Genomic DNA, 22,970 nt, shown 5'->3' with positions numbered 1-22,970 from the left:
GGTTCGGGGGTTCGGGGCGGCGCTGGTGGATCTCGTGCTGCCCGGTGACTGTGCGGGGTGCGGCGATCCCGTGCACCCGTGGTGCCCTCGGTGCCTGGCCGGGCTGGGGGAGCCATCGTGGCCCGTGGTCCCCGGGATGCCGGACGTGCTCGCGGTGGGGCGGTACAGCGGCCCGCTGCGCACCGCACTGCTGCGCTACAAGGAGCGGGGGCGGCGCGATCTCGCGGCGCCGCTGGCCGCGCTGCTGGGTGGGCCGCTCGACGAGATCCTGCCGCCACCCCCGGCAGTCACGTGGTTGTTGCCTGCGCCGTCCCGACCGGCCGCGGCACGTTCCCGGGGCGGAGATCATGTGGCCCGGCTCTGCCGCGCGCTGGCCGCGGACCGCCCCGAGGTGCGGGTGGCGCGGCCGCTACGGCTCGCTCGCGGGACTCTCGATTCGGTAGGTCTCGACGCGGCGCAGCGCGCGCAGAACCTCGCCGGGCGGCTGCGCGTCCGGGCCGCAGGGCTGCCGCCGGCCGGTGCGGCAACGGTGCTGGTGGACGACGTGGTGACCACCGGAGCCACCCTCCGGGCCTGCCGTAGCACGCTCGCGTCGGCCGGGGTGCGGGTCGATGTGGGGCTCGTTCTGTGCGACGCCACCCGGCGTACCGGCGTTCGGGTGGCACCGCCGATCGGGTGAACCGGACGGGTGAACGGAGCGTAGCAGCGTACCGAACCAGAAGCGTCCTGTGAATGTCGATCACCGCATTCACCCAGGTTGGCCGCACCTGCGGCCCAGGGCTGTTGCCGAACCGTGATGCGCGTTACGGTGCTCCGCATCCGCCGTGGCCCCCTATCAGGAGGAATTGCCGATCGTGCGCCCGGGGATGGATTCCCGGCGCAGTCGCAAGGTCAACCCGACGCCGAAAGCGAGGGAAGTCTGCGTGGAGATCGTTATCACCGGCCGAAACGTCGAGGTCCCGGATCATTTCCGGGTTCATGTCACCGAGAAGGTCGCTCGCCTCGAGCGCTACGACCACAAGATCGTGGGCATGGAGGTCGAGCTCTTCCACGAGCCGAACCGCCGCCAGCTCAAGAACTGCCAGCGGGTCGAGATCACCGGCAGGGGGTGCGGCCCCGTGGCCAGAGCGGAAGCCTGTGCCCAGGACTTCTACGCCGCGCTCGACGCCGCCGTCGCCAAGCTCGAGTCGCGGCTGCGCCGCTCGCACGACCGACGGAGGGTCAACGGCAAGCGCACCCGGGTACTGGCCGGGCGCGGTGCCGCGACCGCGGTACTCGACGAGCTCCCCCCGGTCGACGTGTCGTCGATCGACGTCGATGTGCCCGGCCCCCGTGACCACAACGAGTACCTACCTGCCGATGGGGCGGCCCCCGGCCGCATCGTCCGCAGCAAGGTCCACACCGCCGACCCGATGAGCGTCGACGACGCCCTGTCCCGGATGGAGCTCGTCGGCCACGACTTCTACCTGTTCGCCGACGCCGACAGCGGCGAACCCTGCGTCGTCTACCGCCGCAAGGGTTACGACTACGGCATGATCCGTCTCTCACGGTAGCGACGCATTCGCCCAGGAGGGGCGGCAGACGTTCCAACCGGAACGCTTGCCGCCCCTCCGGCGTTGTGCATGAAGGCACCCGTAGCTTCGCTACCCTGGGCCGGGTGGTCCGCCGTGGCACGGTGGGCTGCCACAGGAGAACCCGCGTACTGATCCGCGAAGGTGAATGAGGTCGACCGTGCCGCTCTTGAACCGTCTGCTCCGTGCCGGTGAGACGAAGCTGGTGAAGCGGTTGGCGCGCTACGCCGACAGCATCGATGCGCTCGAGCCGGAGGTGCAGGCGCTCACCGACGCCGAGCTGCGGGCGAAGACCGAGGAGTTCCGGTCGCGCTACCAGGCCGGCGAGTCGCTCGACGACATCATGTTCGAGGCGTTCGCGGTGGTGCGCGAGGGCGCGTTGCGCACGCTCGGGCAGCGGGCCTTCCCCGTGCAGCTCATGGGTGGCGCCGCCCTGCACCTCGGCAACATCGCCGAGATGAAGACCGGTGAGGGCAAGACCCTCACCTCGGTGTTCCCCGCATATCTCAATGCGATTTCCGGTGCCGGCGTCCACGTCGTCACCACCAACGACTACCTGGCCAAGCGCGACTCCGAGAACATGGGCCGTATCCACCGGTTCCTCGGGCTCGAGGTCGGGGTGATCCTGTCGGAGATGCCGCCTGCGGTCCGCCGCGGCCAGTACGCCGCCGACATCACCTACGGCACCAACAACGAGTTCGGCTTCGACTACCTGCGCGACAACATGGCCTGGAAAGCGGCCGACATGGTGCAGCGGGGCCACAACTTCGCGATCGTCGACGAGGCCGACTCCATCCTGATCGACGAGGCCCGCACGCCGCTGATCATCTCCGGTCCGGCCGAGCAGAGCGCTCGCTGGTACCAGGAGTTCGCGCGGATGTCGCCGCTGCTCAAGCGCGACGTGCACTACGAGGTCGACGAGCGCAAGCGCACCGTGGGCGTCACGGAGGAAGGTGTCGCGCTGGTGGAGGACCAGCTCGGCATCGACAACCTCTACGAGGCGGCCAACACCCCGCTGGTGGGCTACCTGAACAACGCTTTGAAGGTCAAGGAGCTGTTCAAGAAGGACAAGGACTACATCGTCCGCGACGGGCAGGTGCTCATCGTCGACGAGTTCACCGGCCGGGTGCTGGCCGGTCGCCGCTACAACGAGGGCATGCACCAGGCCATCGAGGCCAAGGAGGGGGTGGAGGTCCAGGCGGAGAACCAGACGCTGGCCACCATCACGCTGCAGAACTACTTCCGGCTCTACGAGACGCTCTCCGGGATGACCGGTACCGCCCAGACGGAGGCGGCCGAGCTGCACCAGATCTACAAGCTCGGCGTGGTGCCGATCCCCACCAACCGGCCGATGATCCGCAAGGACCAGCCCGACCTGATCTACAAGACCGAGGAGGCGAAGTTCGCGGCGGTCGCCGCGGACATCGCCGAGAAGCACCGCGCGGGCCAGCCGGTGCTCGTCGGCACCACGAGCGTCGAGAAGTCGGAGTACCTCTCGAAGCTGCTCGTCGGCCTCCAGGTGCCGCACGAGGTGCTCAACGCGAAGCACCACGAGCGGGAGGCGGCGATCATCGCCCAGGCCGGGCAGGCCGGCGCGGTCACCGTGGCCACCAACATGGCGGGCCGCGGCACCGACATCGTGCTGGGCGGCAACCCCGAGTTCCTCGCCGACCTGGACCTGCGCAGCCGCGGGCTCGACCCGGTGGAGACGCGCGAGGAGTACGAGGCCGCCTGGGACGGCATCGTCGCGGGGATGAAGGAGCAGGTCGCGGCGGAGGCCGAGGAGGTCAAGGCGGCCGGCGGCCTGTACGTGCTGGGCACCGAGCGCCACGAGTCGCGGCGCATCGACAACCAGCTGCGCGGCCGCTCCGGCCGTCAGGGTGACCAGGGCGAGTCGCGCTTCTACCTGTCGCTCGGTGACGAGCTGATGCGCCGGTTCAACGGCCAGCTCGTCGAGTCGATCATGAACCGGTTCAACCTGCCGGACGACGTGCCGATCGAGGCCGGCATGGTCACCAAGGCCATCCGCAGCGCCCAGACGCAGGTCGAGCAGCAGAACTTCGAGATCCGCAAGAACGTCCTGAAGTACGACGAGGTGCTCAACAAGCAGCGCACCGTCATCTACGACGAGCGGCGCCGGGTTCTCGCGGGCGAGGACATCAAGGAACAGATCGAGCACATGCTCGAGGACGTCGTCACGGCGTACATCGACGGTGCCACCGCCGAGGGCTACGCGGAGGACTGGGACCTCGAGAAGCTGTGGACGGCGCTGCGCTCGCTCTACACCGTCGGCATCCGCTGGGAGGACCTCACCGACGGAGAGGACGACCGCGGGCTGTCCGACCCCGGCGACCTGACGAAGGAGGCGCTCACGGAGGCCGTACTGGCCGACGCGCGCGCCGCCTACGCCCGGCGGGAGTCCGAGGTCGACCAGCTCATCACCCAGCTCGGCGGCATGCGGGAGCTGGAGCGGCAGGTCCTGCTCACGGTGATCGACCGCAAGTGGCGTGAGCACCTCTACGAGATGGACTACCTGAAGGACGGCATCGGGCTCCGGGCGATGGCCCAGCGCGATCCGCTCATCGAGTACCAGCGCGAGGGCTTCGACATGTTCTCCGCGATGCTCGAGGGCATCAAGGAGGAGACGGTCTCCTACCTCTTCAACGCGCAGGTGCAGGCCCCCCAGCCCGCCCCGGAGCAGCAGCCCGCCGCCGCCCAGCCCGCGGCGCAGGCACCCGTGCAACAGGCACCGGCGCCGCAGGCCGCCGCGCCGAGGCAGCCGGCCCAGGTGCAGCAGGTCCCGGTGCGGCAGGCCGCTCCGCCGCAGCAGGCGCCCCGGCGGCAGACCGCGGCGCCCACGTCCACCGGCCGGCACGCGGCCGTGGAGCCGGCGGCATCGAGCGTGTTGCCGCCCGCGTTCCGCGGGTCCCGTCCGACGGATCTGCGGTACAGCGGTCCGGCCGAGGACGGGAACGCCACGCGGACGCGCTCCGGCAACGGGGCGGCGGCCGGCAGCGGCAGCCGGGGCGAGGCCACGGTGGCCGGTTCCACGGAGCCGTCACGCAACCGCCCGTGCCCGTGCGGCTCGGGTCGCAAGTACAAGCAGTGCCACGGCTCGCCCACGGCGGCCCGCCCCTGACGGCACTAGCCCAGCCGTAGCGCGGTGCACCGCCAGCCGCTGCCGGGGTCGTCGGTGCGTTCGAACCGCGCCGCGAGCGCGCGCACGCGGCCGTCCATGGCGCACGCCACCGCCACCTCCGCGACCCCGGGCTGCGGCATACACAGCCGCATCCGGGTGAAGCGGGCCGGCGACCGCACGGTGCGCTGCTGGGTGGCGGCCCGCCAGTAGCGCAGCACGGGTGCCGTCATGTGGCCCGTCAGCTGTGCCGGCGGTCGGCGGCCGTCGAGCACCTCCAGCGCGAGCCGCAGGATCCGCCCAGTGCTGCGGTGTGCGTGGGCGGTCTCGGCCGGCGTGGCGGTGGTGACGACGGGGGCCGGCGGCCGGGGCAACGGCAGGGTGGCGACGGCGCCGGTCGCGCCGGGGCCGGGTTCGTAGGTCATCCGCCGCAGCCGGGGCCGGGTGGCGGTGCCCGTCGCGGGCCCGGGCGGTGGCGGTGTCGCGGCCAGCGTGGTGGTCACGCGTCGAGAGTGCGGGCTCCGGCGCCCCGGCGAGGTCCGATGGAGTGATCAGGCGGCGAACAGTACGGACCCTGATGGTCGTGATCCGTACGGTGTGCCGGTGCCCGGCAGCCTCTTCGAGCCCGACCCGCAGCTGATGCCGCTGCACCGGCTGCTGGCGAGGGCGGGTCAGGCGGTGGGGCGCTACTCCCGCCGCACGATCGGCGCGCACGGGCTGACCGTGACCGCGCTGGGCGTGCTCGGAGTGCTCGCGGACACCGAGGCCGTCTCCCACCGGGAGCTCTCCGGACACCTCGGTATCGCTCCGGCCACGCTGACCCCGGTGGTGGACGCCCTGGAGGCCACGGGTGAGCTGCTCCGCGAGCGTGACCGGGACGATCGACGGGTGGTGCGGCTGCGGATCACCCCGCGCGGCCGCGACCGCCTGGCTGCCGCCCACGACGACGTGACGCGGAGAGTGCGGACCGTGTTGCCGGACCCGGCGCCGCAGGACGCCGAGATCGTCCGCCGGTACCTGCTGGCGGTGCTCGCGGCGACCGCCGATGCCGAGTCCGAGATCTTGTGAGGTTAGGGTTACCTCATGAGTTCTGGGTGGGTGGGCCGGCCGTCGCGCCGGCCGTCGAGCAGGTGGACGTGCTGGGGCCTCGCGGTCGCGCTGGCGGCGGTGCTGGCCACGGGCTGCGCCGCGCAGCAGCCGGACACGGGGAGCGGCACCGGCGACAAGGAGGTGGCCACCGGCGGCAGGCTCTTCTCCACGGCCGACGCGGAAACCGCGAAGCTGGGTGCCGACGTCGGCCCGGGCGTCTTCCCCCGCACGATCACCCACGCCCGCGGCACCACCCGGCTGGAGGCGAAGCCCACGCGCGTGGTCGTGCTCGACAGCGGTGAGCTGGACGCCGTCCTGTCGCTCGGCATCACGCCGGTGGGGATGGCGAACCCCAACGGGCAGCCGCCGTCCTACCTCGCGGACAAGATCGCGGGCGTGACCAAGGTGGGGGACACCAACAACCTCGACCTCGAGGCCGTCGCGGCGCTGCACCCGGACCTGATCCTCGGCAGCAAGCTGCGCGTCGACCAGCTCTACGACCCGTTGAGCGCCATCGCGCCCACCGTGCTCAGCATCCGGCCCGGATTCCCGTGGAAGGAGGACTTCCTGCTGGTCGCGGCCTCGCTGGGCGAGGAGACCAAGGCCACCCAGGTCCTCAACGACTACCAGAAGCGGGCTGACGCGGTGAAGGCGTCGCTGTCGGGCGGCGCGCCCACGATCTCGCTGGTGCGCTTCATGCCCGGCCGGATCCGGCTCTACGGGAACCTGTCGTTCATCGGCGTGATCCTCAAGGACGTGGGGCTGCCCCGCGCACCGGGCCAGGACTTCGACGAGCTGGCCCAAGAGGTGTCCACGGAGACCATCAACCGCGCCGACGGCGACTGGATCTTCTACTCGAGCTACGGGGCACCGGAGTCCACCGACCAGAACGCCGTGGTCAACGGGGGGCTCTGGAGCCGCCTCGGCGCGGTGCAGGCCGGCCACGCGCGCCCCGTCGACGACGAGGTCTGGTTCCTGGGCCTCGGGCCGATCGGCGCGATGATCGTTCTCGACGATCTCCAGAAGATCCTCGCCACTCCGTGACCGCGCCGCTGGGCCGGTAGCGTCCTGGCGGTGCCGCTGCGCGGGCTGCTGATGGACTACGCCGGAGTGCTCACCGACGGGCCGGACCTGCTCGCGCTGGTGGAGCGCGCCCGGCTGGCGGGTGTGGCCACCGCACTGGTGTCCGACGCCCACGAGATGCCCGGTGAGTGCGCCGCGCTCTTCGACGCGATGGTGCTCGGCCCTGCGCTCGGTGCGCGCAAGCCCGACCCGGAGGTCTTCCGCCGGGCGGCGGAGCTGCTCGGGCTACCGGTCGGGGAGTGCGTGGTGGTGGACGACCAGATCGGCAACATCCGGGGCGCGCGGGCAGCGGGCGCGGTGGTGGTGCACCACCGCGACGCCGCCACCACGGCAGCCGAGATCGAGATCCTGCTCGATCTGCCTCCCGCCTGACGGGCGGTCAGGAGCGGTCGTCGTCGCTGTCGTCGTCCTCGTCCGTGCCGCGGTTGGCGTCCGGCGGCTCTTCCGGCGGCGGGGACGGGTCGTCGTCGCCGGTCCCGGTGATGGTGGACTGGCGCAGCAGGTCCGCGACGAACCCCTCGCCCCCCGGGCCGGGCCGGTCGTCGCTGTCGTCGTCTGGCATGCCGAGGGAGTACTCCGATCCGGCCCGGACCAAACAGGAACGGTGCGGGAGCTACCGCTGCGGCGGCGGCTCGTGGCCGGGACCTGCGGGCACATCCGGCTGCGGACCGCCCGGTACCTCCTGCGCCCGCTCGTAGCCACCGGCCGGGTCGGCGGGCACCGCGTCGTCCGGAGCCGGCCCCTGTGGCGGTGTGCCCGGGGGTGGCTCGCCCGGTGCATGCTGCGGCGTCGCGTCCTCGGCTGCCACCATGCGCTCCACCTCGCTGACCCCCTTCTTGATCTGCTCGTCATGGCCGGGGAACCGGCTGTTGGCCATGTCGCCGGCCTTCTCGAGTCCCTCGTCGACCTTGTCCGGATGCTGCTGCAGCAGGTTGCGAAGTTTGTCCATCAGTCCCATTGCTGCACGATGGCCTCATGACGCCGTTTCCGCAGCTTGGACTCATGCATTCGGGCGAAGGCGGACGTGGTGGGGGCGCAGCTCGTCCACGCTCGTGACGCCGATGAGCTGCAGGGTCCGGACGATCTCACCGGCGAGGATCGTGACCGCCTTCTCCACCCCGAGGCGCCCGCCCGCCATCAGCCCGTAGAGGTAGGCGCGCCCGACGAGCGCGGCCCGCGCACCCAGCGCGATCGCCGCCAGCACGTCGGCGCCGTGGGTGATGCCGGTGTCGACGAGCACCTCCGCGCGGTCGCCGACGGCCTGGACGGTGGGCTCGACGAGCTCCAGCGGCACCGGTGCCCGGTCGAGCTGGCGGCCGCCGTGGTTGGACAGGAGCACCGCGTCGACCCCCGCGTCGACCACGCGGCGGGCGTCCTCGACGCTCTGGATCCCCTTGACCACGAGCTTCCCCTGCCAGGTGCTGCGCAGCCAGTCGACGTCGTCCATGGTCAGGGCGGGGTCGAAGATGCGACCGATGAAGTCGGCGACGTTGCTGCCCTCGGAGGACGACAGGTTGGCGAACTCCAGCGGCTCGGTGGTGAGCAGGTTGAACCACCAGTGCGGGTGGCGCGCGCCGTCCACGAACGTCCTCAGCGACAGGGCGGGCGGCACGGTGAGGCCGTTGCGCACGTCGCGGAGCCTGGCCCCGCCCACCGGGGTGTCGACGGTGAGGATCAGCGTGTCGTAGCCGGCCTCGGCAGCGCGCTGCACGAGGTCCTTCGCCGGTGCGCGGTCGCGCCACAGGTAGAGCTGGAACCATTTGCGGGCGTCCGGTGCGGCGGCCGCCATCTCCTCGATGGTGGTGGTGCCCATCGTCGACAGCGCGTAGGGGATGCCCACCTTCTGGGCCACCGCCACCACGGCGTTCTCGCCCTCGTGGTGCATCATCCGCGTGAAGCCGGTGGGCGCGAAGGCGAACGGCAGGTTCGAGCGCTTCCCCAGGATGTCGCGGCCGGTGTCGACGGTGGAGACGTCGCGCAGCACCGTGGGCGAGAACTCGACGCGGGCGAACGCCTGGCGGGCCCGGTGCAGCGACAGCTCGCCGTCGGCGGCGCCGTCGGTGTAGTCGAACACGGCTCTCGGGGTACGGCGGCGGGCGATCAGCCGCAGATCCTCGATGCTCGCGGCCCGCAGCAGCCTGCGTTCCGCGGCGCCACGAACGAACGGAGCCGGCCGCAGCAGCGGGCGGAGCTCGGAGGGGCGGGGAACCCTGCGCTGCACCATCAGGGGAGCGTAGATCCCCGGCGGCGAGGGTGCGGTGTCTCAGCGAGCCCGGCGGGCGAGCTCGAACGCCGCGACGGCGCCTGCGCTGGCCACCCCGAGCGACTCGACGCCACCGTGCATGGGGATCGCCAGCAGGCCGTCGACGAACGAGCGCACCGACTGCGACAGCCCGTCGGTCTCGTTGCCCAGCACGAGTGCGACGCGGGCCGGCAGCTCGGCGTCGAGCAGCGACTCGCCGCCCGCGTCGAGGCCGTAGAGGGTGAAGCCGGCAGCGGCCAGCTCGGCGCAGCCCTCCTCCACCGTGCCCGCCCGCAGCACGGGGGCCCGGAACGCGACGCCGGCCGATGCCTTCACGACGAGCGGGTCGATCGCCGGCACCCCGCGGCGGGGGAGCAGGACCCCGTCGAGGCCTGCCGCGGTGGAGCTGCGCAGGATCATCCCGACGTTGGCGGGGTTGGTCAGCCGGTCGAGCACGAGCACCGACGCAGGCGCGCCGGGGGCGAGCGCCGCCACGAACTCGCCGACCGGCGCCATCCGGGGCGCGACGACGTCGGCCAGCACCCCCTGGTCGTGCCGCCCGTTGCCGGCGAGGACCTTCACCCGGTGCGCCGACGCCCACTGCACCGGCACGTCACGGTCGCGGGCGGCCGCGGTGATCGCGCGCACCGGCTCGCCCCGCAACCCGTCGGCCAGGATGACCTTGTCCACCCTCAGCTGCGCGTCGTGCAGCGCCTCCAGCACCGGCTTGCGCCCGTAGACGGTGATGAAGGTGTCCTTGGGCGAACGGGTTCCCGGCTCCGGGCCACCGCGCTCCCCACTCGCGCTCCGCACGGGTGACAGGGTGCCACTTAGTATCTCGGGCATGCCGCCCCGGCTCTCCGCGCTCGACGCCTCGTTCCTGTACCTGGAGCAGCCGACCACCCCCATGCACGTGGGCGGAGTGTCGATCTTCCGGAGGCCGCGCCCGCCCGGCCCGTCCGGCGGGTTCGACTACGACCGGCTCGTCCAGCTGATCGAGCAGCGGATCGCGCTGGTGCCGCGCTACCGGCAGAAGGTGCGCTACGTCCCCGGCAACCTCGCCCGGCCGGTGTGGGTGGACGACCCGGACTTCGACATCGCCTACCACGTGCGGCGTTCCGCGCTGCCCAAACCGGGCTCCGACGAGCAGCTCACCGAGCTCGTGGCCCGGCTGATGTCCCGCCCGCTCGACCACACGCGTCCGCTGTGGGAGATGTACCTGGTGGAGGGGCTGGCGCGGGGACGCACCGCCGTCCTCACCAAGACCCACCAGGCCATGGTCGACGGGGTCAGCGCGTTCGACATCGGCCAGGTGATCCTCGACGTCGCACCTCCCGGTACCCCGGCGTCCCAGCGTCCCCGCAACGGCGAACCCGCGCCGCGTGCGGTGCTGGAGGAGCTGTGGATGCCCCGGCCGGAGCCGACCGACACCCAGCTCATCCTCGGAGCCGTGGCCGAGGCGGTGGCCCGGCCCGGCGAGATCGCCGACAACGTGCGGGCGGCGGCGGGCGACGCGCTGGCCACCGTCGGCAAGATCGCCGGGACGGCGGGCAACCTGTTCTCGATGGCGCGGGTCGCGAGCCGGCGCGCCCCGGGCACGCCGCTCAACGTCGACATCTCCACCCAGCGGCGGTTCGCGGTGGCGCGCACCCGGCTGGAGGCCTACCGCACGGTGCGGGCCGCCCACGGGTGCACCGTCAACGACGTGGTGCTCACCGTCGTCTCGGGCGCCCTGCGCAACTGGCTGCTCTCCCGCGGCGAACCGGTCACGTCGTCGTCCTCGCTGCGGGCGATGGTGCCGCTGTCCGTGCGTGGCGAGGCGGACGTCCCCAGCTCCGCCGCGGCGGGCTCGCTCGGCAACCGCGTCTCCTCGTTCATCGTGGACCTGCCGGTCGGTGAGCCGAGCCCGGTGGTGCGGCTGCACCACGTCACGCACGCGATGCGCGAGCACACCTCGACGGGCCAGTCGGTGGGTGCGGACACCCTGGTCCGAATCGGCGGGTTCGCCCCGCCTACGCTGCACGCCCTGGGAGCGCGCGCCGCGAGCGGGTTCTCGAAGCGGATCTTCAACTTGGTGGTGACGAACGTGCCGGGACCACAGTTCCCGCTGTACGCCGCAGGTGCCCGCATGCTCGAGATGTTCCCGGTGGTGCCGCTGGCCAAGGGTCAGGCGCTCGCGATCGGGCTCACCTCCTACGACGGCGGCGTCTACTACGGCTTCAACGGCGACCGCGACGCGATGTCCGATCTCGACGTGCTCGCCGGAATGGTCGACGAGTCGCTCGACGAGCTGCTCTCGACGGTGGGTTCGTGATGCGCGTCTACGTGCCCGCCACCTGGCCGATGCTGCGCACGCTGGTGAAGAACGGCAGCGTCGACCCGATCGGCGGCACGGCGTTCGCGCTCACCCCCAAGCTGCGCGAGTCCTACACCTCCGGCGAGGAGGAGGAGCTCGAGTACGCCGCGCTCACCGAGGCCGCCAGGGCGTCGCTGCGGCTCCTCTCGGTGGAGTTCGGGCTGGGTGAGGACTCCACCCCCGCTCGGCGGGTGGTCATCGCCGCCGACCTCGAGAACGTCACGCTGCGGCCCGACCTCGACGACGGAGCCGTCCGGATCGCCGGTGGGGTGCCGTTCGAGTCCATCGCCGCGGTCCACGTCGACACCGACGAGGCCGAGTACGCCGTGCGCCAGGGCGCCGGGGCGGTCGACTCGGCCGACATGGGCGACCTCGACGCGGAGTTCCTCGTCGGCGAGGCGGAGGACCACGAGCTGGCCTGGTACGACCCGTCCGAGGTGGCGTTCCTGGTGGAGCTGGGCTGACGGGTCAGCGCCCGTCGCGGCGGTCGCGGCGGCGCTGGGCGCGCCCCTCGTCGGAGTCCCCGAGGCCGCCGCGGTAGACCAGCGCACCCATCACCGGGATGAGCAGGAAGAAGTACCACTGCCTGGTGATGAGGAACAGCGCCACCGCCACGACCGGGGTGATCATGACGAGCCGGGGCCCCCAGCCGTCGAGGAAACCACCCTTCACCGGCGCCACCTCACCCGCGGCCGGGGCGACGGGCAGGGGCGCGGTCAACGGGGGCTGGGCGGCCGTGCCCGGGAGCTGCGGGTGCGGCTCCGGCAGGTCGGTGAACAGCTCGGCGATCTCGGAGGCGACGACGGCGGCCGACGCCCTCGCCGTCCGGTCGGCGTACTCCTCCACGCCGAGCCTGCCTTCCGACAGGTGCTCGTCGAGTGCCTTCATTGCCGCGGTGCGTTCAGCAGTGCCGATCCGCAGGGGCGAGGACTCTTCCCCGGACGTCATACGCAGAGAGTGCCAAACACGTCAACGTAGGGCGACAAGGACCCGGCGCAGCGCCTCGAGCCGTCCGGGCGGCAGCAGTCCCTTCTCCACGAGGGCGTCCAGTGCGCACTCCGGATCGGCGGGTGGCCCGAAGTGCCCGCAGCCGCGCGGGCAGTCCTCGATCGCTGCCGCGAGATCGTCGAACGCGGCCAGCACGTCGTCGGGGGTGACGTGCGCGAGGCCGAAGGACCGGACGCCGGGCGTGTCGACGACCCAGCCGCCGCCGCGCTCCTCGGGCAGCGGGAGGGCGAGCGCTGCCACGGTGGTGTGGCGCCCCTTGCCCACCGCCGACACGATCCCGACGGCCCGCGCGGCGTCCGGGACCAGCGCGTTGACCAGCGTCGACTTGCCCACCCCCGAGTGCCCGACCAGCGCGGACACCGTGCCGGCCAGCACGCCGGCGAGCTCGGTCGGTTCCTCGTCGCGGCGCGTCACGAGCACGGTCAGGTCCAGCTCGCGGTACTGCGCGGCGAAGACCTCGGGGTCGCCGAGGTCGGCCTTGGTCAGGCAGAGGACCGGAGTGAGCCCGCCCGCGTAGGCGGCCACGAGGCAGCGGTCCACGAACCCGGTGCGCGGCTCCGGGTCCGCCACCGCCGTGACGATGACGAGCTGTTCCGCGTTGGCGACGATCACCCGTTCGAACGGGTCGTCGTCGTCGGCGGTGCGGCGCAGCAGCGTGCGGCGTTCCTCGACCCGCACGATGCGGGCGATCGTGTCCGTGGCGCCCGACAGGTCGCCGACGAGCCCCACCCGGTCGCCCACGACGATCGGGGTGCGGCCGAGCTCGCGGGCCCGCATCGCGGTGACGGCCGGGCGGCTGCTGTCGGCCCCGGGGGCGCAGGTCCAGCGGCCGCGGTCGACGGTGGTGACCATCGCCTCGGCGGCGTCGGCGTGCTCGGGGCGGGTCTTGGTGCGTGGCCGGGAGCCGCGCCGCCCGGGGCGCACGCGGACGTCGGACTCGTCGTACTCGCGGCGGCTCACTCCGGCGTCACACCCGCCTCATCCGGCGTCACCGGGCCGTCTCGAGGAGCGCTGCCCAGCGTGCCGGGAAGTCGGGGATGGTCTTGTCGGTGCAGCCGACGTCGTCCACCGAGACCGACGGCACGACCAGCCCGATCAGCGCGCCGGCGGTGGCCATCCGGTGGTCGGCGTAGGCGCCCCAGAGCCGGTCGGCGGGGGCGGTGAGCGGCGTGGGCCGGATCTCGAGCCCGTCCGGGGTCTCGGTGATGTCGCCGCCGAGCGCGCCGATCTCGGCGGCGAGTGCCGCCAGCCGGTCGGTCTCGTGCCCCCGGATGTGGGCGACGCCACGGATCCGGGAGGGCCCGGTGGCCAGCGCCGCGACGGCCGCGACGGTCGGCGTCAGCTCGCTGGCGTCGTGCAGGTCCACGTCGACGCCGCCGAGGGCGTCCGGGCCGCGCACGGTCATCCCGTCCGGCCCCGCCTCGACGGTGCAGCCCGCCTGCGCGAGCACGGAGAGGATCTCCACACCCGGTTGCGTGGAGTCGGACGGCCAGCCCAGGACGGTCACCTCGCCGCCGGTGACCGCGGCGGCGGCGAGGAACACCGCGGCGTTGGACAGGTCCGGCTCGGCCGCCCATTCCCGGGGGGCGATCCGGCCGGGGGAGACGCGCCAGGTGTTGGGCTCCGCGTCGTCGACGTCCACGCCTGCGGTGCGCAGCATGTCGACGGTCATCTCGATGTGCGGCAGCGACGGCACCGGCTTGCCGTCGTGGTGCACGGTGACGCCCTTGTCGTAGTGGGCGCCGGACAGCAGCAGCCCGGACACGAACTGGGACGACGCCGACGCGTCGATCACCACGTCGCCACCGGGAACCGCGCCGGCGCCGTGCAGGGTGAACGGCATCCGGTCCCCGTCCACCCGCGCCCCCAGTGCGCGCAGCGCGTCGAGCACCGTGGCCATGGGGCGCTCCCGGGCGCGCGGGTCGCCGTCGAACCGGACCGGGCCGTCGGCCAGCGCCGCCGCGGGCGGCACGAAGCGCATGACGGTGCCGGCCAGCCCGCAGTCGACCGCCCCGCCGCCGCGCAGGCCGTCGTGCGGGGCGAACGTGACCCGTTCGCCGTCCACCTCCACCGGGACGCCGAGCGCGCGCATGGCGTCGACCATCAGCGCCGTGTCGCGGGTGGCAGGCGCTCCGGTCACGGACGCCGCACCCCCGGAGAGAGCGGCCAGCAGCAGGGCGCGGTTGGTGACGGACTTGGACCCCGGCACGGACACCCGGCCGCGGACGGGGCCGGGTGCGAGCGGGGCGGGCCATGGGGTGGTCACACCCGCAATGATTCCCCATGCGGGCCCGTGTGCCGGTCAGGAGGCTGCCGGAAGCAGGTTGGACGCCGCCCGCGCCCGAACCCCGCGCGCTGATCGGTGGGACGATGGGGCCATGTGCGGCCGATACGCCTCCATCAAGGCTCCCGCCGACCTCGCCGACGAGTTCCGCGCGGTCGACGCCACCGACGGCGCGGCGACGCCGGACTACAACGTGGCGCCCACCAAACAGATCATCACGGTGGTGGAGCGCCACCCCCGTGACGAGGACGGCACGCCCGACCCGGACAGCACGGAGCGCACGCTCCGGATGGTGCGCTGGGGGCTCGTGCCGTCCTGGGCCAAGGACCCCAAGGCCGGTGCCCGCATGATCAACGCCCGGTCGGAGTCGGTGGCCACGAAGCCGGCGTTCCGCCGGGCCGTCAACGCGCGGCGCTGCCTCATCCCGGCCGACGGCTGGTTCGAATGGCAGCGGGGCCCGGAGCACAAGCAGCCGTACTACACCCACTACGCCGACGGCAGCTCGCTCGCGATGGCCGGGCTCTGGGAGTACTGGAAGCCGAAGGACGACCCGGACAACGAGTACCCGAACGGCCTGGTCACGGCAGCCGTGCTGACCACCGAGGCCGTCGGGCCGCTGGCGCAGGTGCACGACCGGATGCCGTTGGTGCTCCCACGGTCGGCGTGGGACGCCTGGCTCGACCCGGACGCCGGTGCCGACGCGGACTCGGTGGCGGCCCTGCTCGCCCCGCCGTCGCCCGACCTGGTGGCGGAGCTCGAGCTGCGACCGGTGTCGCCGCGGGTCAACAGCGTGCGCAACAACGGACCCGAGCTGCTCGAACCGCTCCGCGCCGAGGACGTCCGCGAGCCGCTGCAGCTGGACCTGCTGGCCGGTCCGAACCCGAAGTGACCACCGAGGTCGCCACGCCCCACGGGCCGGCCCGGATCACCCGCCACGACGCCGAGGGCGAGGCGCGGGCCGTGCTGCTGCTCGGGCACGGCGCAGGCGGCGGGGTAGGGGCGCCGGACCTGCTCGCCACGGCCGGCACCGCCGTCGCGGCCGGGCTGCACGTCGTGCTGGTGGAACAGCCCTACCGGGTGGCCGGGCGCCGGGCACCCGCTCCCGCGGCCCAGCTCGACGCGGCCTGGCTCGCGGTGGTGGAGCACGTCCGCGCCGAGCTGCCGTTGCCACTGCTGTTCGGAGGCCGCAGCTCCGGAGCCCGGGTGGCGTGCCGGACCGCCACGGAAGGCGGGGCCGTCGGCGTCCTGTGCCTGGCGTTCCCCGTGCACCCTCCGGGCAGGCCCGAGAAGGACCGGCTGCCCGAGCTGGCCGCCCCGACCGTCCCGGTGCTCGTGGTGCAGGGCCGGACCGACCCGTTCGGCCGTCCCGAACCCGCTCCCGGGCGGGAGGTGGTGCTGCTGCGCGGCGACCACAGCCTCAAGAGCGACACGCCGGGTCTGCGCGCTGCCGTGGCGGACTGGCTGACCAGCCACTTCGGTGCCCTCACCCCGGCCCGGTAACCGTCTCAGGGGATGGCGGCGATCGGGGCGAACCGGGCTCCGGTGAGCCGCACGAGGTCGGCGGGCGCGAGCTCCACCTCGAGCCCGCGGCGGCCTGCGCTGCAGAACATCGTGTCCAGCTGCTCGGCGGAGGCGTCCAGCACGGCGGGCAGGCGCTTGCGCTGGCCCAGCGGGGAAATGCCCCCCGCCACGTAACCCGTGGCCCGCTCGGCGAGTGCGACGTCGGCCATCTTCGCCCGCTTGCCCCCGACGGCGGCGGCCAGCGCTTTGAGGTCGAGCATCGCCAGCACCGGGACGATGCCGACGGTCAGGGCCCCGTCCACGTCGGCGACCAGCGTCTTGAACACCCTCACCGGGTCCAGCCCCAGCAGCTCGGCGGCCTCCGGGCCGTAGGCCTGCCCGCTCCCGTGGGTGTAGCTGTGCAGCCGGTGCTCCACCCGCTGCTTGGCGAGCAGCGCGGTCGCCTGCGTTCCCTTCCCGGCCACTCCGGCACGATATCCAGCGGGGAATCACGCGCCGGAGACGGACGTTGTCAAGAGGGTGAAACAGGCAGTGATGGATGCGCCACGCCCGGCGGTTCGGCTGCGTCCGGCCTACGAGGCGACGCGCAGCGGCGTAAGCTCGTCCCGTCAACAGGCCGGGCCGACAATGGCCGGCCCAGAGGTCGCAGCTCGTGCGACCCGACGGGAGAGGAGCAGGGTGCCCGGCACCGAACAGGCGGCTGAAGCGGCGATCACCGCAGACCACGAGGTCGAGGTCGAGCAGGAGCTGGAGGAGTCGGCGGAGGAGCGGGCTGCCCGCTTCGAGCGCGACGCCATGCCCCTGATCGACCAGCTCTACGGCGCTGCCCTACGGATGACGCGTAACCCGGCCGATGCCGAGGACCTCGTCCAGGAGACGTATCTCAAGGCCTACTCCGCGTTCCGGACGTTCCGCGCGGGCACCAACCTCAAGGCCTGGCTCTACCGGATCCTCACCAACACCTACATCAACGGCTACCGCAAGCGGCAGCGCCAGCCGCTGCAGTCGGCCACCGATGAGATCAGCGACTGGCAGATCGCACAGGCCGGTGAGCACACCTCCCAGGGCCTGCCGTCGGCCGAGATGGAAGCGCTGGACCGGCTTCCCGACACCGACGTGAAGGTCGCTCTCCAGCAGCTTCCCGACGACTTCCGGATGGCGGTGTACCTCGCTGACGTCGAGGGCTTCGCCTACAAGGAGATCGCGGAGATCATGGGCACCCCGATCGGCACCGTGATGTCGAGGCTGCACCGGGGTCGGCGTCAGCTCCGTGACATGCTCACCGACACTGCCCGCGACCGCGGGTTCCTGCGTGGAGAGCAGGAGGAGGTCTCCTCATGAGCTGCGGGAACCACCACGACACCGACTGCTCCGAAGTACTCGCCGAGGTGTGGCTGTTCCTCGACCACGAGTGCGACCAGGCGCGCCGGGCCCTGCTGGCCCAGCACCTGGACGAGTGCGGCCCGTGCCTCGCCGAGTACGGCATCGACGACAAGCTGAAGAAGCTGCTGGCCACCAAGTGCGGCGGTGAGCACGCCCCCGACGAGCTGAAGAACCGGCTGCGCCGGCAGATCCGGGTGGCGGTCCTCGAACAGGCCGACGTCACCGTGGAGTCGGGTCCCGACGGCACCACCACCACGGTCGAGGTGCGGAGCACCCGTATCGAGCAGCGCGGCTGAGCACGCGCGCCGTACAACCGACGGTCGAACGACGGAGCGCCGGGGCCATCGGCCCCGGCGCTCCCGTCCAGCAGGATCAGATGCTGCAGAATCAGGTGTTGGGCCGCTTGCCGTGGCTGGCCGCGCTCTTCTTGCGGTCGCGGCGCTTGCGTGCACGCTTGGACATGGTTCCCTCCCCTGCTGCTGGGTTCTCCGCGATCGGTCGTCGTCCCGTCGGTGCCCCGATTCTCCCACGTGCTTGACTGGGGCCGAGGGTGTGGGGCGAGGCGCCCCGGCCGAGAGGGGTGGTCGAGTGTCCACGCTCAGCGAGCTGCTCGCCGAACACACCTTGCTGGCCGGCGATGCCGTCGACCACCTGCAGCGGGTCGTGGCCGAGTGGCAGCTGCTCGCCGACATGTCGTTCGCCGACTTCCTGTTGTGGGTCCCGCTCACGGCTGACGACGAGCGGACCGGCCCGCAGGAGTTCCTCTGCGTGGCCCAGGCCCGTCCCACCACGGCGCCGACCGCGCACCCCGAGGACGTGGTCGCGGCGCGTGTCCGCTCCGTGGACAACCCGCAGCTGCGCCGGGCGGTCGTCGAGGGCCGCATCTGCCGCGAGGAGAACCCGCGCTGGCACCTGGAGGTGCCGGTGCGCCGCGAGACGATCCCGGTCCGCCACGGCCGGTCGGTGGTCGCGGTGCTGTCCCGCGACACGAACCTCGCGATGCCCCGGGTGCCGAGCCCGCTGGAGATCGCCTACCTGGGCAGCGCCTCCGACCTGTGCCAGATGGTGGCCGACGGGACGTTCCCCCCGCGTGCCGCCATGGCGGGCGCCGACACCAGCCCCCGCGCAGGCGACGGGCTGATCCGCCTCGACGCCCACGGCCTGGTCGCCTACGCCAGCCCCAACGCGCTCTCGGCCTACCACCGCATGGGCCACGCCAGCGATCTGGTCGGCTTCTCGCTCACCCAGGCCACCCGGGAGCTCGTGCACGACCCGTTCGACGCCGCCGAGGTGGCGGCGCGGATCGGGGCGGCGCTCGACGGGCGGCACTCACTGCGGATGGAGGTGCGCGCCCGCGGCGCGGTCATGCTCGTGCGCGCTCTGCCGCTGCGTCCGCGCGGTGACGCGGCGGGCGCACTGGTGCTGGTCCGCGACGTCACCGACCTGCGGCGCCGCGACATGGCGCTGCTCAGCAAGGACGCGACCATCCGGGAGATCCATCACCGGGTGAAGAACAACCTCCAGACCGTGGCGGCGCTGCTGCGTCTGCAGGCCCGCCGCACGGCGATCCCGGAGGCCCGCCGGGCGCTCGCGGAAAGTGTTCGGCGTGTCAACTCCATCGCGCTGGTGCACGAGTCGCTCTCGGTCTCCGTGGCCGAGCGGGTGGACCTCGACGAGCTGGTCGACAAGGTGCTGCCCGCCATCGGGGACGGCGCGACGGCCGAGTTCCGCGCCAAGGTGCGGCGGGAGGGCAGCTTCGGCACGCTGCCCGCCGCCCTGGCCACACCGCTCGTGCTCGTGCTCACCGAACTCGTCCACAACGCGCTGGCGCACGCCTTCGAGCCCGGCCACGCCGGGGAGGTGGTGGTGTCCGCCCAACGGTCGGCCGGTGCGCTCGACGTGGTGGTTGCGGACGACGGGCGGGGCATCCCTCCTGAGTTCGACCCGGAGTCGTCGAAGGGGCTGGGCCTGCAGATCGTGCGGACGTTGCTCGACTCCGAGCTCGACTCCGCACTGCAGGTACGACCGCGTCCTGGTGGGGGAACCGAGGCCGTCATCAGGCTCTCGTTGCGGGGGCGTTAGCCTTCAGCTGTGGTCGAGGAGTCCGGAAGCGCGGTCGCAGCCCGGTCCGTCGATCTCCTCCGGAGCTGCTCGAGCGTGCGCCCGGTGAAACGACCGCGGGCCCGGAGCCGGGTGCAGTCCGGCCTCGGGCCCGCGGCGGGGGAGGTTGATGTAGCTGTGTATCAGGCGGTGCGTGCGCGCGTGCGCGCGTTGCGGCGCTTCAGGGCCCGCCGCTCGTCTTCGCTCATGCCGCCCCAGACGCCTGCGTCCTGGCCGCTCTCCAGTGCCCAGGTGAGGCACTCGGTGACCACGGGGCAGCGCCGGCAGACGGTCTTGGCCTCGGCGATCTGCAGCAACGCAGGACCGCTCGTCCCCACGGGGAAGAACAGCTCGGGGTCCTCGTCGCGGCAGATAGCGCGGTGACGCCAATCCATGGTCTCTCGGCTCCTTGTACTAGCGCGATCGGGGTCGCGCCGATCGTCTGTCACGGTGTTTCCGCGCTTGTGAATCGTTTCACGAGCGCGCTCGGTGTTCAAGGTCCGAGGTCCACCCAGGTGAGCACTCTCACCCACTCATAGCAACGACGTCCGCCACGATCGGTTACCAACTGCGTACCGCGTTCGTGACTCGTCACCATGAGCGATCGACCTCGTCCCGCCCACCGGAGTCGGGTTACCCCGTCTCCGAAGGACCATGCGAGAGGATCCTCGCGATCACTCGCTTGTCCGAGACCCACCTTGGGGCAACGTTTGCCCAGGTGCGAGCCCTTATCGGCTCGACGGTCCACAAACATCGGTGAGTGGACGCGAAGCCTCACCCTCGTGAGTGAAAGGACCCGCCCAGCTGCGACGAGCTGCGCGTCTCACACGATGACCCGTAGCGCCGCGAACACGGTACGAAATCACCCTTTGGAACTTCGGGGGATGATCCGAACGGCCCAGCGCAGCCTGGCGTTCCTTCCAACCAGGGCTGTTCAACGCGCCCCTGACCTCGGGCATTCCCGCCGGTGCCCAGGACGGGAGCGCTGCACGCTCGCCCGCTGGCCTATTCTCGGCGCTGTGAGGGCGCAGCGACCGGCGGACGGACCGCCGAGGCAGGTCCGGCTGGCCGGGGTGCTGGTCGGGCTGCAGGGGCTGCTGGCCATCGGCTTCGCGGTGGCGCTGGGCGTGCGGTCCTTCGCCCCCGGCGTCGCCGTCGGCAGCGTACTCGGCGAGGCGGGCTACTTCGTCGTGATCGGCGCCGCGCTGCTCGCCGTGGGCATCGGGCTCTTCACCGGGCGCCGGTGGGCGCGTACGCCCGCGATCGTCACGCAGCTGCTCCTGCTCCCGGCGGTGTACTCGCTGATCGGGCCGTCGCGCCAGCTCGTGCTCGGGCTGGTGGCGCTCGTCTACGTCGGGTCCACGTTCATGCTGCTCATCAGCGAGCGGTCGCGGGAGTGGTCGATGGGCATGGACACCCCCGACGCCCCGGACGTCAGGAGCTAGGAGCCGCTCAGGGCGCTGCGCCTGCTGTCCCCGGCCAGGGTGTGGAGGGCGTCTCCGTCGAGACGGAACGTGGTCCACTCGTCCATCGGCACGGCCCCGATCCCGCGGTAGAAGGCGATCGACGGCTCGTTCCAGTCCAGCACCGACCACTCGAGCCTGGCGTAGCCCCGCTCGGCGCAGACGCCGGCCAGGGTCGCCAGCAGCGCGCGGCCGAGCCCGTGGCCGCGATGGGTGGGGCGCACGTAGAGGTCCTCGAGGTAGACGCCGTGCACGCCGCGCCACGTGGAGAAGTTGAGGAACCAGAGGGCGACCCCGACGACCTCGGCGGTGCCATCAGGCCCGGCCACCTCGGCGACGTGCCCGAACAGCGCGGGTGCCGGCCCGAACAGCGCGGTGGCCAGCTGCGGCTCGGTCAGGGTGCAGGACTGCGGTTCGCGTTCGTACTCGGCGAGCTCGTGCACCAGCGCGACGACGGCGGGGACATCCTCCGGGCGCACGCCACGGATGCGATCGGTCAGCACACGGGAAGACCCTAATCGACCCCGGCCGTGCCGCACGGGAGCGCCGTCGACGAGCGGCAGGTACTGCTGCGCCGGGCCGCCCAGACACCGAGGGCCAGCGAACCCACGAGGAACACGGTGTTGTGGGCGTACTTCGCAAGCGGGGCGACGTCGCCGAGCGGCTCGGCGAGGAACCCGATGAGAGTCTTGGCCGTCAACACCCCTGTCGCCAGCGCGACGACGTGCCGGCCGGACCAGCGCCGGGACCGGGACAGGCGCGCGGTGCCGACCGAGGCAGCTGCGAGAACGGTGAGGCCGATGAGGGTCCCCGTCCAGGAGGGCGGGACGGCGTTGAATGCGAACGCGGCGACCGTGGCGAGCAGTCCGACGACGACGGGTCGGGGCACGGAGGTATCCCGGGCCGGCTGCTCGCGGCGTCCGACGGTGGCGGCGGCGGCCACGAGCAGTGCCGCGGTCGCTAGGGCCCAGATCGCCCTGCTGGTGCACGACGCCGGTCTCCCCGACGATCCGCAGTGAGGTCTGCCGGTCGGCTCACCGGGCCTGTGGGCTCAGCCCAGCGCCCGGAGGTTGACGTGCTCCAACTGCGGGACGCCCCGCTCGTCGCCCAGTACGGCGAAGGACGGCGCCGACATCGCGAACCGGACGCCCTCGGTGACGGGGAGTCCGATCCAGCGGCTGACGAGCACCCGGCTGAAGTGCCCGTGCCCGACGAGCACCACGTCCCCGCGGTCCAGCGCGGCCCGGGCGTCGGTGAGTACGGCGTCGGCCCGCTGCCTGACCTCGTCGGCCGTCTCGCCACCGGGGCAGGGGTGGGTCCAGACCGTCCAGCCGGGGTCGGTCTCCCGGATCTCCTCCGTCGTCAGGCCCTCGTAGTCGCCGTAGTTCCACTCGGACAGCCGCTCGTCGACGCCGTTGGCGTGCAGCCCGGCGAGCTCGGCGGTGTCGCGGGCGCGACTGCGGGGGCTGGTGAGTACGAGGGCGGGCGGCTCGGCCCCGCGTAGCCGCAGCAGCAGATCGCCTGCGGCCTTGGCGAGGCTGCGCCCGCGTTCGGTGAGCGGGACGTCGGTCCGGCCGGTGTGTTTCCCCGACAGCGACCACTCCGTCTCGCCATGGCGCAGCAGGTACACCCGGCTGGAGGTCACTGCAGCGACAGTAGTGCGCGATCGGTCGCGGCGCGGGGTCTACGGGCCCGGCGCTAGAAGGGTGGGGGTTCGTCGGCGGTCACCGGGGT

General features: G+C 72.5%; 28 protein-coding genes. 14 read left to right on the top strand and 14 right to left on the bottom strand.

Annotation, left to right across the window (positions count from 1 at the left end; translation table 11 throughout):
* The 3 genes from HF577_RS28400 to secA all read left to right on the top strand — a co-directional run.
* On the top strand, positions 1-679 hold a 679-nt coding region (locus HF577_RS28400), incomplete at its 5' end, for a ComF family protein (RefSeq protein WP_211174960.1).
* A 244-nt stretch (positions 680-923) separates the two neighbouring features.
* Positions 924-1,553, top strand: a complete 630-nt coding sequence (gene hpf, locus HF577_RS28395; RefSeq protein ID WP_169399041.1) for a ribosome hibernation-promoting factor, HPF/YfiA family — start codon at positions 924-926, stop codon at positions 1,551-1,553.
* Between the two features lie 166 nt (positions 1,554-1,719).
* Positions 1,720-4,710: a preprotein translocase subunit SecA gene (gene secA, locus HF577_RS28390; protein WP_169399040.1), complete on the top strand. Its 2,991-nt coding sequence runs from the start codon at positions 1,720-1,722 to the stop codon at positions 4,708-4,710.
* 5 nt (positions 4,711-4,715) lie between these two features.
* Here the strand turns inward: secA and HF577_RS28385 are convergent, their stop codons facing one another.
* Positions 4,716-5,210 carry an Rv3235 family protein gene (locus tag HF577_RS28385; protein WP_169399039.1) on the bottom strand — a complete coding sequence of 165 codons (495 nt, stop codon included), beginning with the start codon at positions 5,208-5,210 and terminating at the stop codon, positions 4,716-4,718.
* Positions 5,211-5,310: 100 nt separating this feature from the next.
* Here HF577_RS28385 and HF577_RS28380 point away from each other — a divergent pair, with 100 nt between their 5' ends.
* Genes HF577_RS28380 through HF577_RS28370 form a run of 3 tightly spaced genes read left to right on the top strand, consistent with a single transcriptional unit; the run spans position 5,311 to position 7,251 of the window.
* The gene (locus HF577_RS28380) at positions 5,311-5,775 is read left to right on the top strand and encodes a MarR family winged helix-turn-helix transcriptional regulator (RefSeq protein ID WP_169399038.1); all 465 of its coding nucleotides are present in this window, start codon (positions 5,311-5,313) and stop codon (positions 5,773-5,775) included.
* 15 nt (positions 5,776-5,790) lie between these two features.
* Positions 5,791-6,840: an ABC transporter substrate-binding protein gene (locus HF577_RS28375; protein WP_169399037.1), complete on the top strand. Its 1,050-nt coding sequence runs from the start codon at positions 5,791-5,793 to the stop codon at positions 6,838-6,840.
* 30 nt (positions 6,841-6,870) lie between these two features.
* Positions 6,871-7,251 (top strand): HAD-IA family hydrolase, encoded by a 381-nt coding sequence (locus HF577_RS28370; protein WP_312859428.1) that lies wholly within the window; start codon positions 6,871-6,873, stop codon positions 7,249-7,251.
* Between the two features lie 7 nt (positions 7,252-7,258).
* Here the strand turns inward: HF577_RS28370 and HF577_RS28365 are convergent, their stop codons facing one another.
* Genes HF577_RS28365 through HF577_RS28350 form a run of 4 tightly spaced genes read right to left on the bottom strand, consistent with a single transcriptional unit; the run spans position 7,259 to position 9,934 of the window.
* Positions 7,259-7,441 (bottom strand): hypothetical protein, encoded by a 183-nt coding sequence (locus HF577_RS28365; RefSeq protein ID WP_169399036.1) that lies wholly within the window; start codon positions 7,439-7,441, stop codon positions 7,259-7,261.
* Positions 7,442-7,492: 51 nt separating this feature from the next.
* Positions 7,493-7,837: an antitoxin gene (locus tag HF577_RS28360; protein WP_169399035.1), complete on the bottom strand. Its 345-nt coding sequence runs from the start codon at positions 7,835-7,837 to the stop codon at positions 7,493-7,495.
* Positions 7,838-7,879: 42 nt separating this feature from the next.
* Positions 7,880-9,103, bottom strand: a complete 1,224-nt coding sequence (locus HF577_RS28355; RefSeq protein ID WP_169399034.1) for an alpha-hydroxy acid oxidase — start codon at positions 9,101-9,103, stop codon at positions 7,880-7,882.
* 39 nt (positions 9,104-9,142) lie between these two features.
* A complete protein-coding gene (locus HF577_RS28350) occupies positions 9,143-9,934 on the bottom strand; it encodes a TrmH family RNA methyltransferase (protein ID WP_312859427.1) in 792 nt (263 codons plus the stop codon).
* A gap of 31 nt (positions 9,935-9,965) precedes the next feature.
* On the opposite strand from HF577_RS28350, the gene HF577_RS28345 reads away from it, so the two are divergent.
* The gene (locus HF577_RS28345; RefSeq protein WP_169399032.1) at positions 9,966-11,435 is read left to right on the top strand and encodes a WS/DGAT/MGAT family O-acyltransferase; all 1,470 of its coding nucleotides are present in this window, start codon (positions 9,966-9,968) and stop codon (positions 11,433-11,435) included.
* Positions 11,435-11,941, top strand: a complete 507-nt coding sequence (locus tag HF577_RS28340; RefSeq protein WP_169399044.1) for a DUF6912 family protein — start codon at positions 11,435-11,437, stop codon at positions 11,939-11,941. The genes HF577_RS28345 and HF577_RS28340 overlap by 1 nt, the downstream gene beginning before the upstream one ends.
* A gap of 4 nt (positions 11,942-11,945) precedes the next feature.
* Here the strand turns inward: HF577_RS28340 and HF577_RS28335 are convergent, their stop codons facing one another.
* Genes HF577_RS28335 through aroA form a run of 3 tightly spaced genes read right to left on the bottom strand, consistent with a single transcriptional unit; the run spans position 11,946 to position 14,751 of the window.
* Positions 11,946-12,425 carry a DUF1707 SHOCT-like domain-containing protein gene (locus tag HF577_RS28335; protein WP_169399031.1) on the bottom strand — a complete coding sequence of 160 codons (480 nt, stop codon included), beginning with the start codon at positions 12,423-12,425 and terminating at the stop codon, positions 11,946-11,948.
* A gap of 21 nt (positions 12,426-12,446) precedes the next feature.
* Entirely contained in the window at positions 12,447-13,445 is a 999-nt protein-coding gene (gene rsgA / locus HF577_RS28330) for a ribosome small subunit-dependent GTPase A (RefSeq protein ID WP_169399030.1), read from the bottom strand.
* Positions 13,446-13,473: 28 nt separating this feature from the next.
* Positions 13,474-14,751, bottom strand: coding sequence for a 3-phosphoshikimate 1-carboxyvinyltransferase (aroA, locus tag HF577_RS28325; protein WP_169399029.1), 1,278 nt, complete (start codon positions 14,749-14,751; stop codon positions 13,474-13,476).
* Positions 14,752-14,863: 112 nt separating this feature from the next.
* On the opposite strand from aroA, the gene HF577_RS28320 reads away from it, so the two are divergent.
* Positions 14,864-15,658, top strand: coding sequence for an SOS response-associated peptidase (locus HF577_RS28320; protein ID WP_169399028.1), 795 nt, complete (start codon positions 14,864-14,866; stop codon positions 15,656-15,658).
* Positions 15,655-16,269, top strand: a complete 615-nt coding sequence (locus tag HF577_RS28315) for an alpha/beta hydrolase family protein (protein WP_169399027.1) — start codon at positions 15,655-15,657, stop codon at positions 16,267-16,269. The genes HF577_RS28320 and HF577_RS28315 overlap by 4 nt, the downstream gene beginning before the upstream one ends.
* 5 nt (positions 16,270-16,274) lie before the next feature.
* Here HF577_RS28315 and ybaK read toward each other — a convergent pair whose 3' ends face one another.
* Complete coding sequence (gene ybaK, locus HF577_RS28310) at positions 16,275-16,754, bottom strand: Cys-tRNA(Pro) deacylase (protein WP_169399026.1); 480 nt, start codon at positions 16,752-16,754, stop codon at positions 16,275-16,277.
* A gap of 214 nt (positions 16,755-16,968) precedes the next feature.
* Here ybaK and HF577_RS28305 point away from each other — a divergent pair, with 214 nt between their 5' ends.
* Positions 16,969-17,631: a sigma-70 family RNA polymerase sigma factor gene (locus tag HF577_RS28305; RefSeq protein WP_407692243.1), complete on the top strand. Its 663-nt coding sequence runs from the start codon at positions 16,969-16,971 to the stop codon at positions 17,629-17,631.
* The gene (gene rsrA, locus HF577_RS28300) at positions 17,628-17,969 is read left to right on the top strand and encodes a mycothiol system anti-sigma-R factor (RefSeq protein ID WP_169399024.1); all 342 of its coding nucleotides are present in this window, start codon (positions 17,628-17,630) and stop codon (positions 17,967-17,969) included. Before HF577_RS28305 ends, rsrA begins: the two co-directional genes overlap by 4 nt.
* Before the next feature lie 91 nt (positions 17,970-18,060).
* Here the strand turns inward: rsrA and HF577_RS40270 are convergent, their stop codons facing one another.
* On the bottom strand, positions 18,061-18,135 hold the full coding sequence (locus tag HF577_RS40270; RefSeq protein WP_379659185.1) for a 50S ribosomal protein bL37: 75 nt from the start codon (positions 18,133-18,135) through the stop codon (positions 18,061-18,063).
* Positions 18,136-18,261: 126 nt separating this feature from the next.
* Here HF577_RS40270 and HF577_RS28295 point away from each other — a divergent pair, with 126 nt between their 5' ends.
* Positions 18,262-19,755 carry a sensor histidine kinase gene (locus HF577_RS28295; RefSeq protein WP_169399023.1) on the top strand — a complete coding sequence of 498 codons (1,494 nt, stop codon included), beginning with the start codon at positions 18,262-18,264 and terminating at the stop codon, positions 19,753-19,755.
* Positions 19,756-19,916: 161 nt separating this feature from the next.
* Here HF577_RS28295 and HF577_RS28290 read toward each other — a convergent pair whose 3' ends face one another.
* A complete protein-coding gene (locus HF577_RS28290; RefSeq protein ID WP_075950692.1) occupies positions 19,917-20,168 on the bottom strand; it encodes a WhiB family transcriptional regulator in 252 nt (83 codons plus the stop codon).
* Positions 20,169-20,792: 624 nt separating this feature from the next.
* Between HF577_RS28290 and HF577_RS28285 the strand changes: the two genes are divergently transcribed.
* Positions 20,793-21,218 carry a hypothetical protein gene (locus HF577_RS28285; protein WP_312859426.1) on the top strand — a complete coding sequence of 142 codons (426 nt, stop codon included), beginning with the start codon at positions 20,793-20,795 and terminating at the stop codon, positions 21,216-21,218.
* Here the strand turns inward: HF577_RS28285 and HF577_RS28280 are convergent.
* From HF577_RS28280 to HF577_RS28270, 3 genes are all read right to left on the bottom strand, one after another.
* Positions 21,215-21,736: a GNAT family N-acetyltransferase gene (locus HF577_RS28280; RefSeq protein WP_169399042.1), complete on the bottom strand. Its 522-nt coding sequence runs from the start codon at positions 21,734-21,736 to the stop codon at positions 21,215-21,217. The two genes, HF577_RS28285 and HF577_RS28280, sit on opposite strands and share 4 nt — an antisense overlap.
* 14 nt (positions 21,737-21,750) lie before the next feature.
* The gene (locus tag HF577_RS28275) at positions 21,751-22,125 is read right to left on the bottom strand and encodes a hypothetical protein (protein WP_169399022.1); all 375 of its coding nucleotides are present in this window, start codon (positions 22,123-22,125) and stop codon (positions 21,751-21,753) included.
* Positions 22,126-22,287: 162 nt separating this feature from the next.
* Positions 22,288-22,881 carry an acid phosphatase gene (locus HF577_RS28270; protein WP_169399021.1) on the bottom strand — a complete coding sequence of 198 codons (594 nt, stop codon included), beginning with the start codon at positions 22,879-22,881 and terminating at the stop codon, positions 22,288-22,290.
* Positions 22,882-22,970 lie beyond the last annotated feature (89 nt).

The sequence above is a fragment of the Pseudonocardia xinjiangensis genome, assembly GCF_012911925.1.
Classification (GTDB): domain Bacteria; phylum Actinomycetota; class Actinomycetes; order Mycobacteriales; family Pseudonocardiaceae; genus Pseudonocardia; species Pseudonocardia xinjiangensis.
Note: the sequence above shows the minus strand (reverse complement) of the source record. Positions and strands in the feature narration are given on the sequence as shown.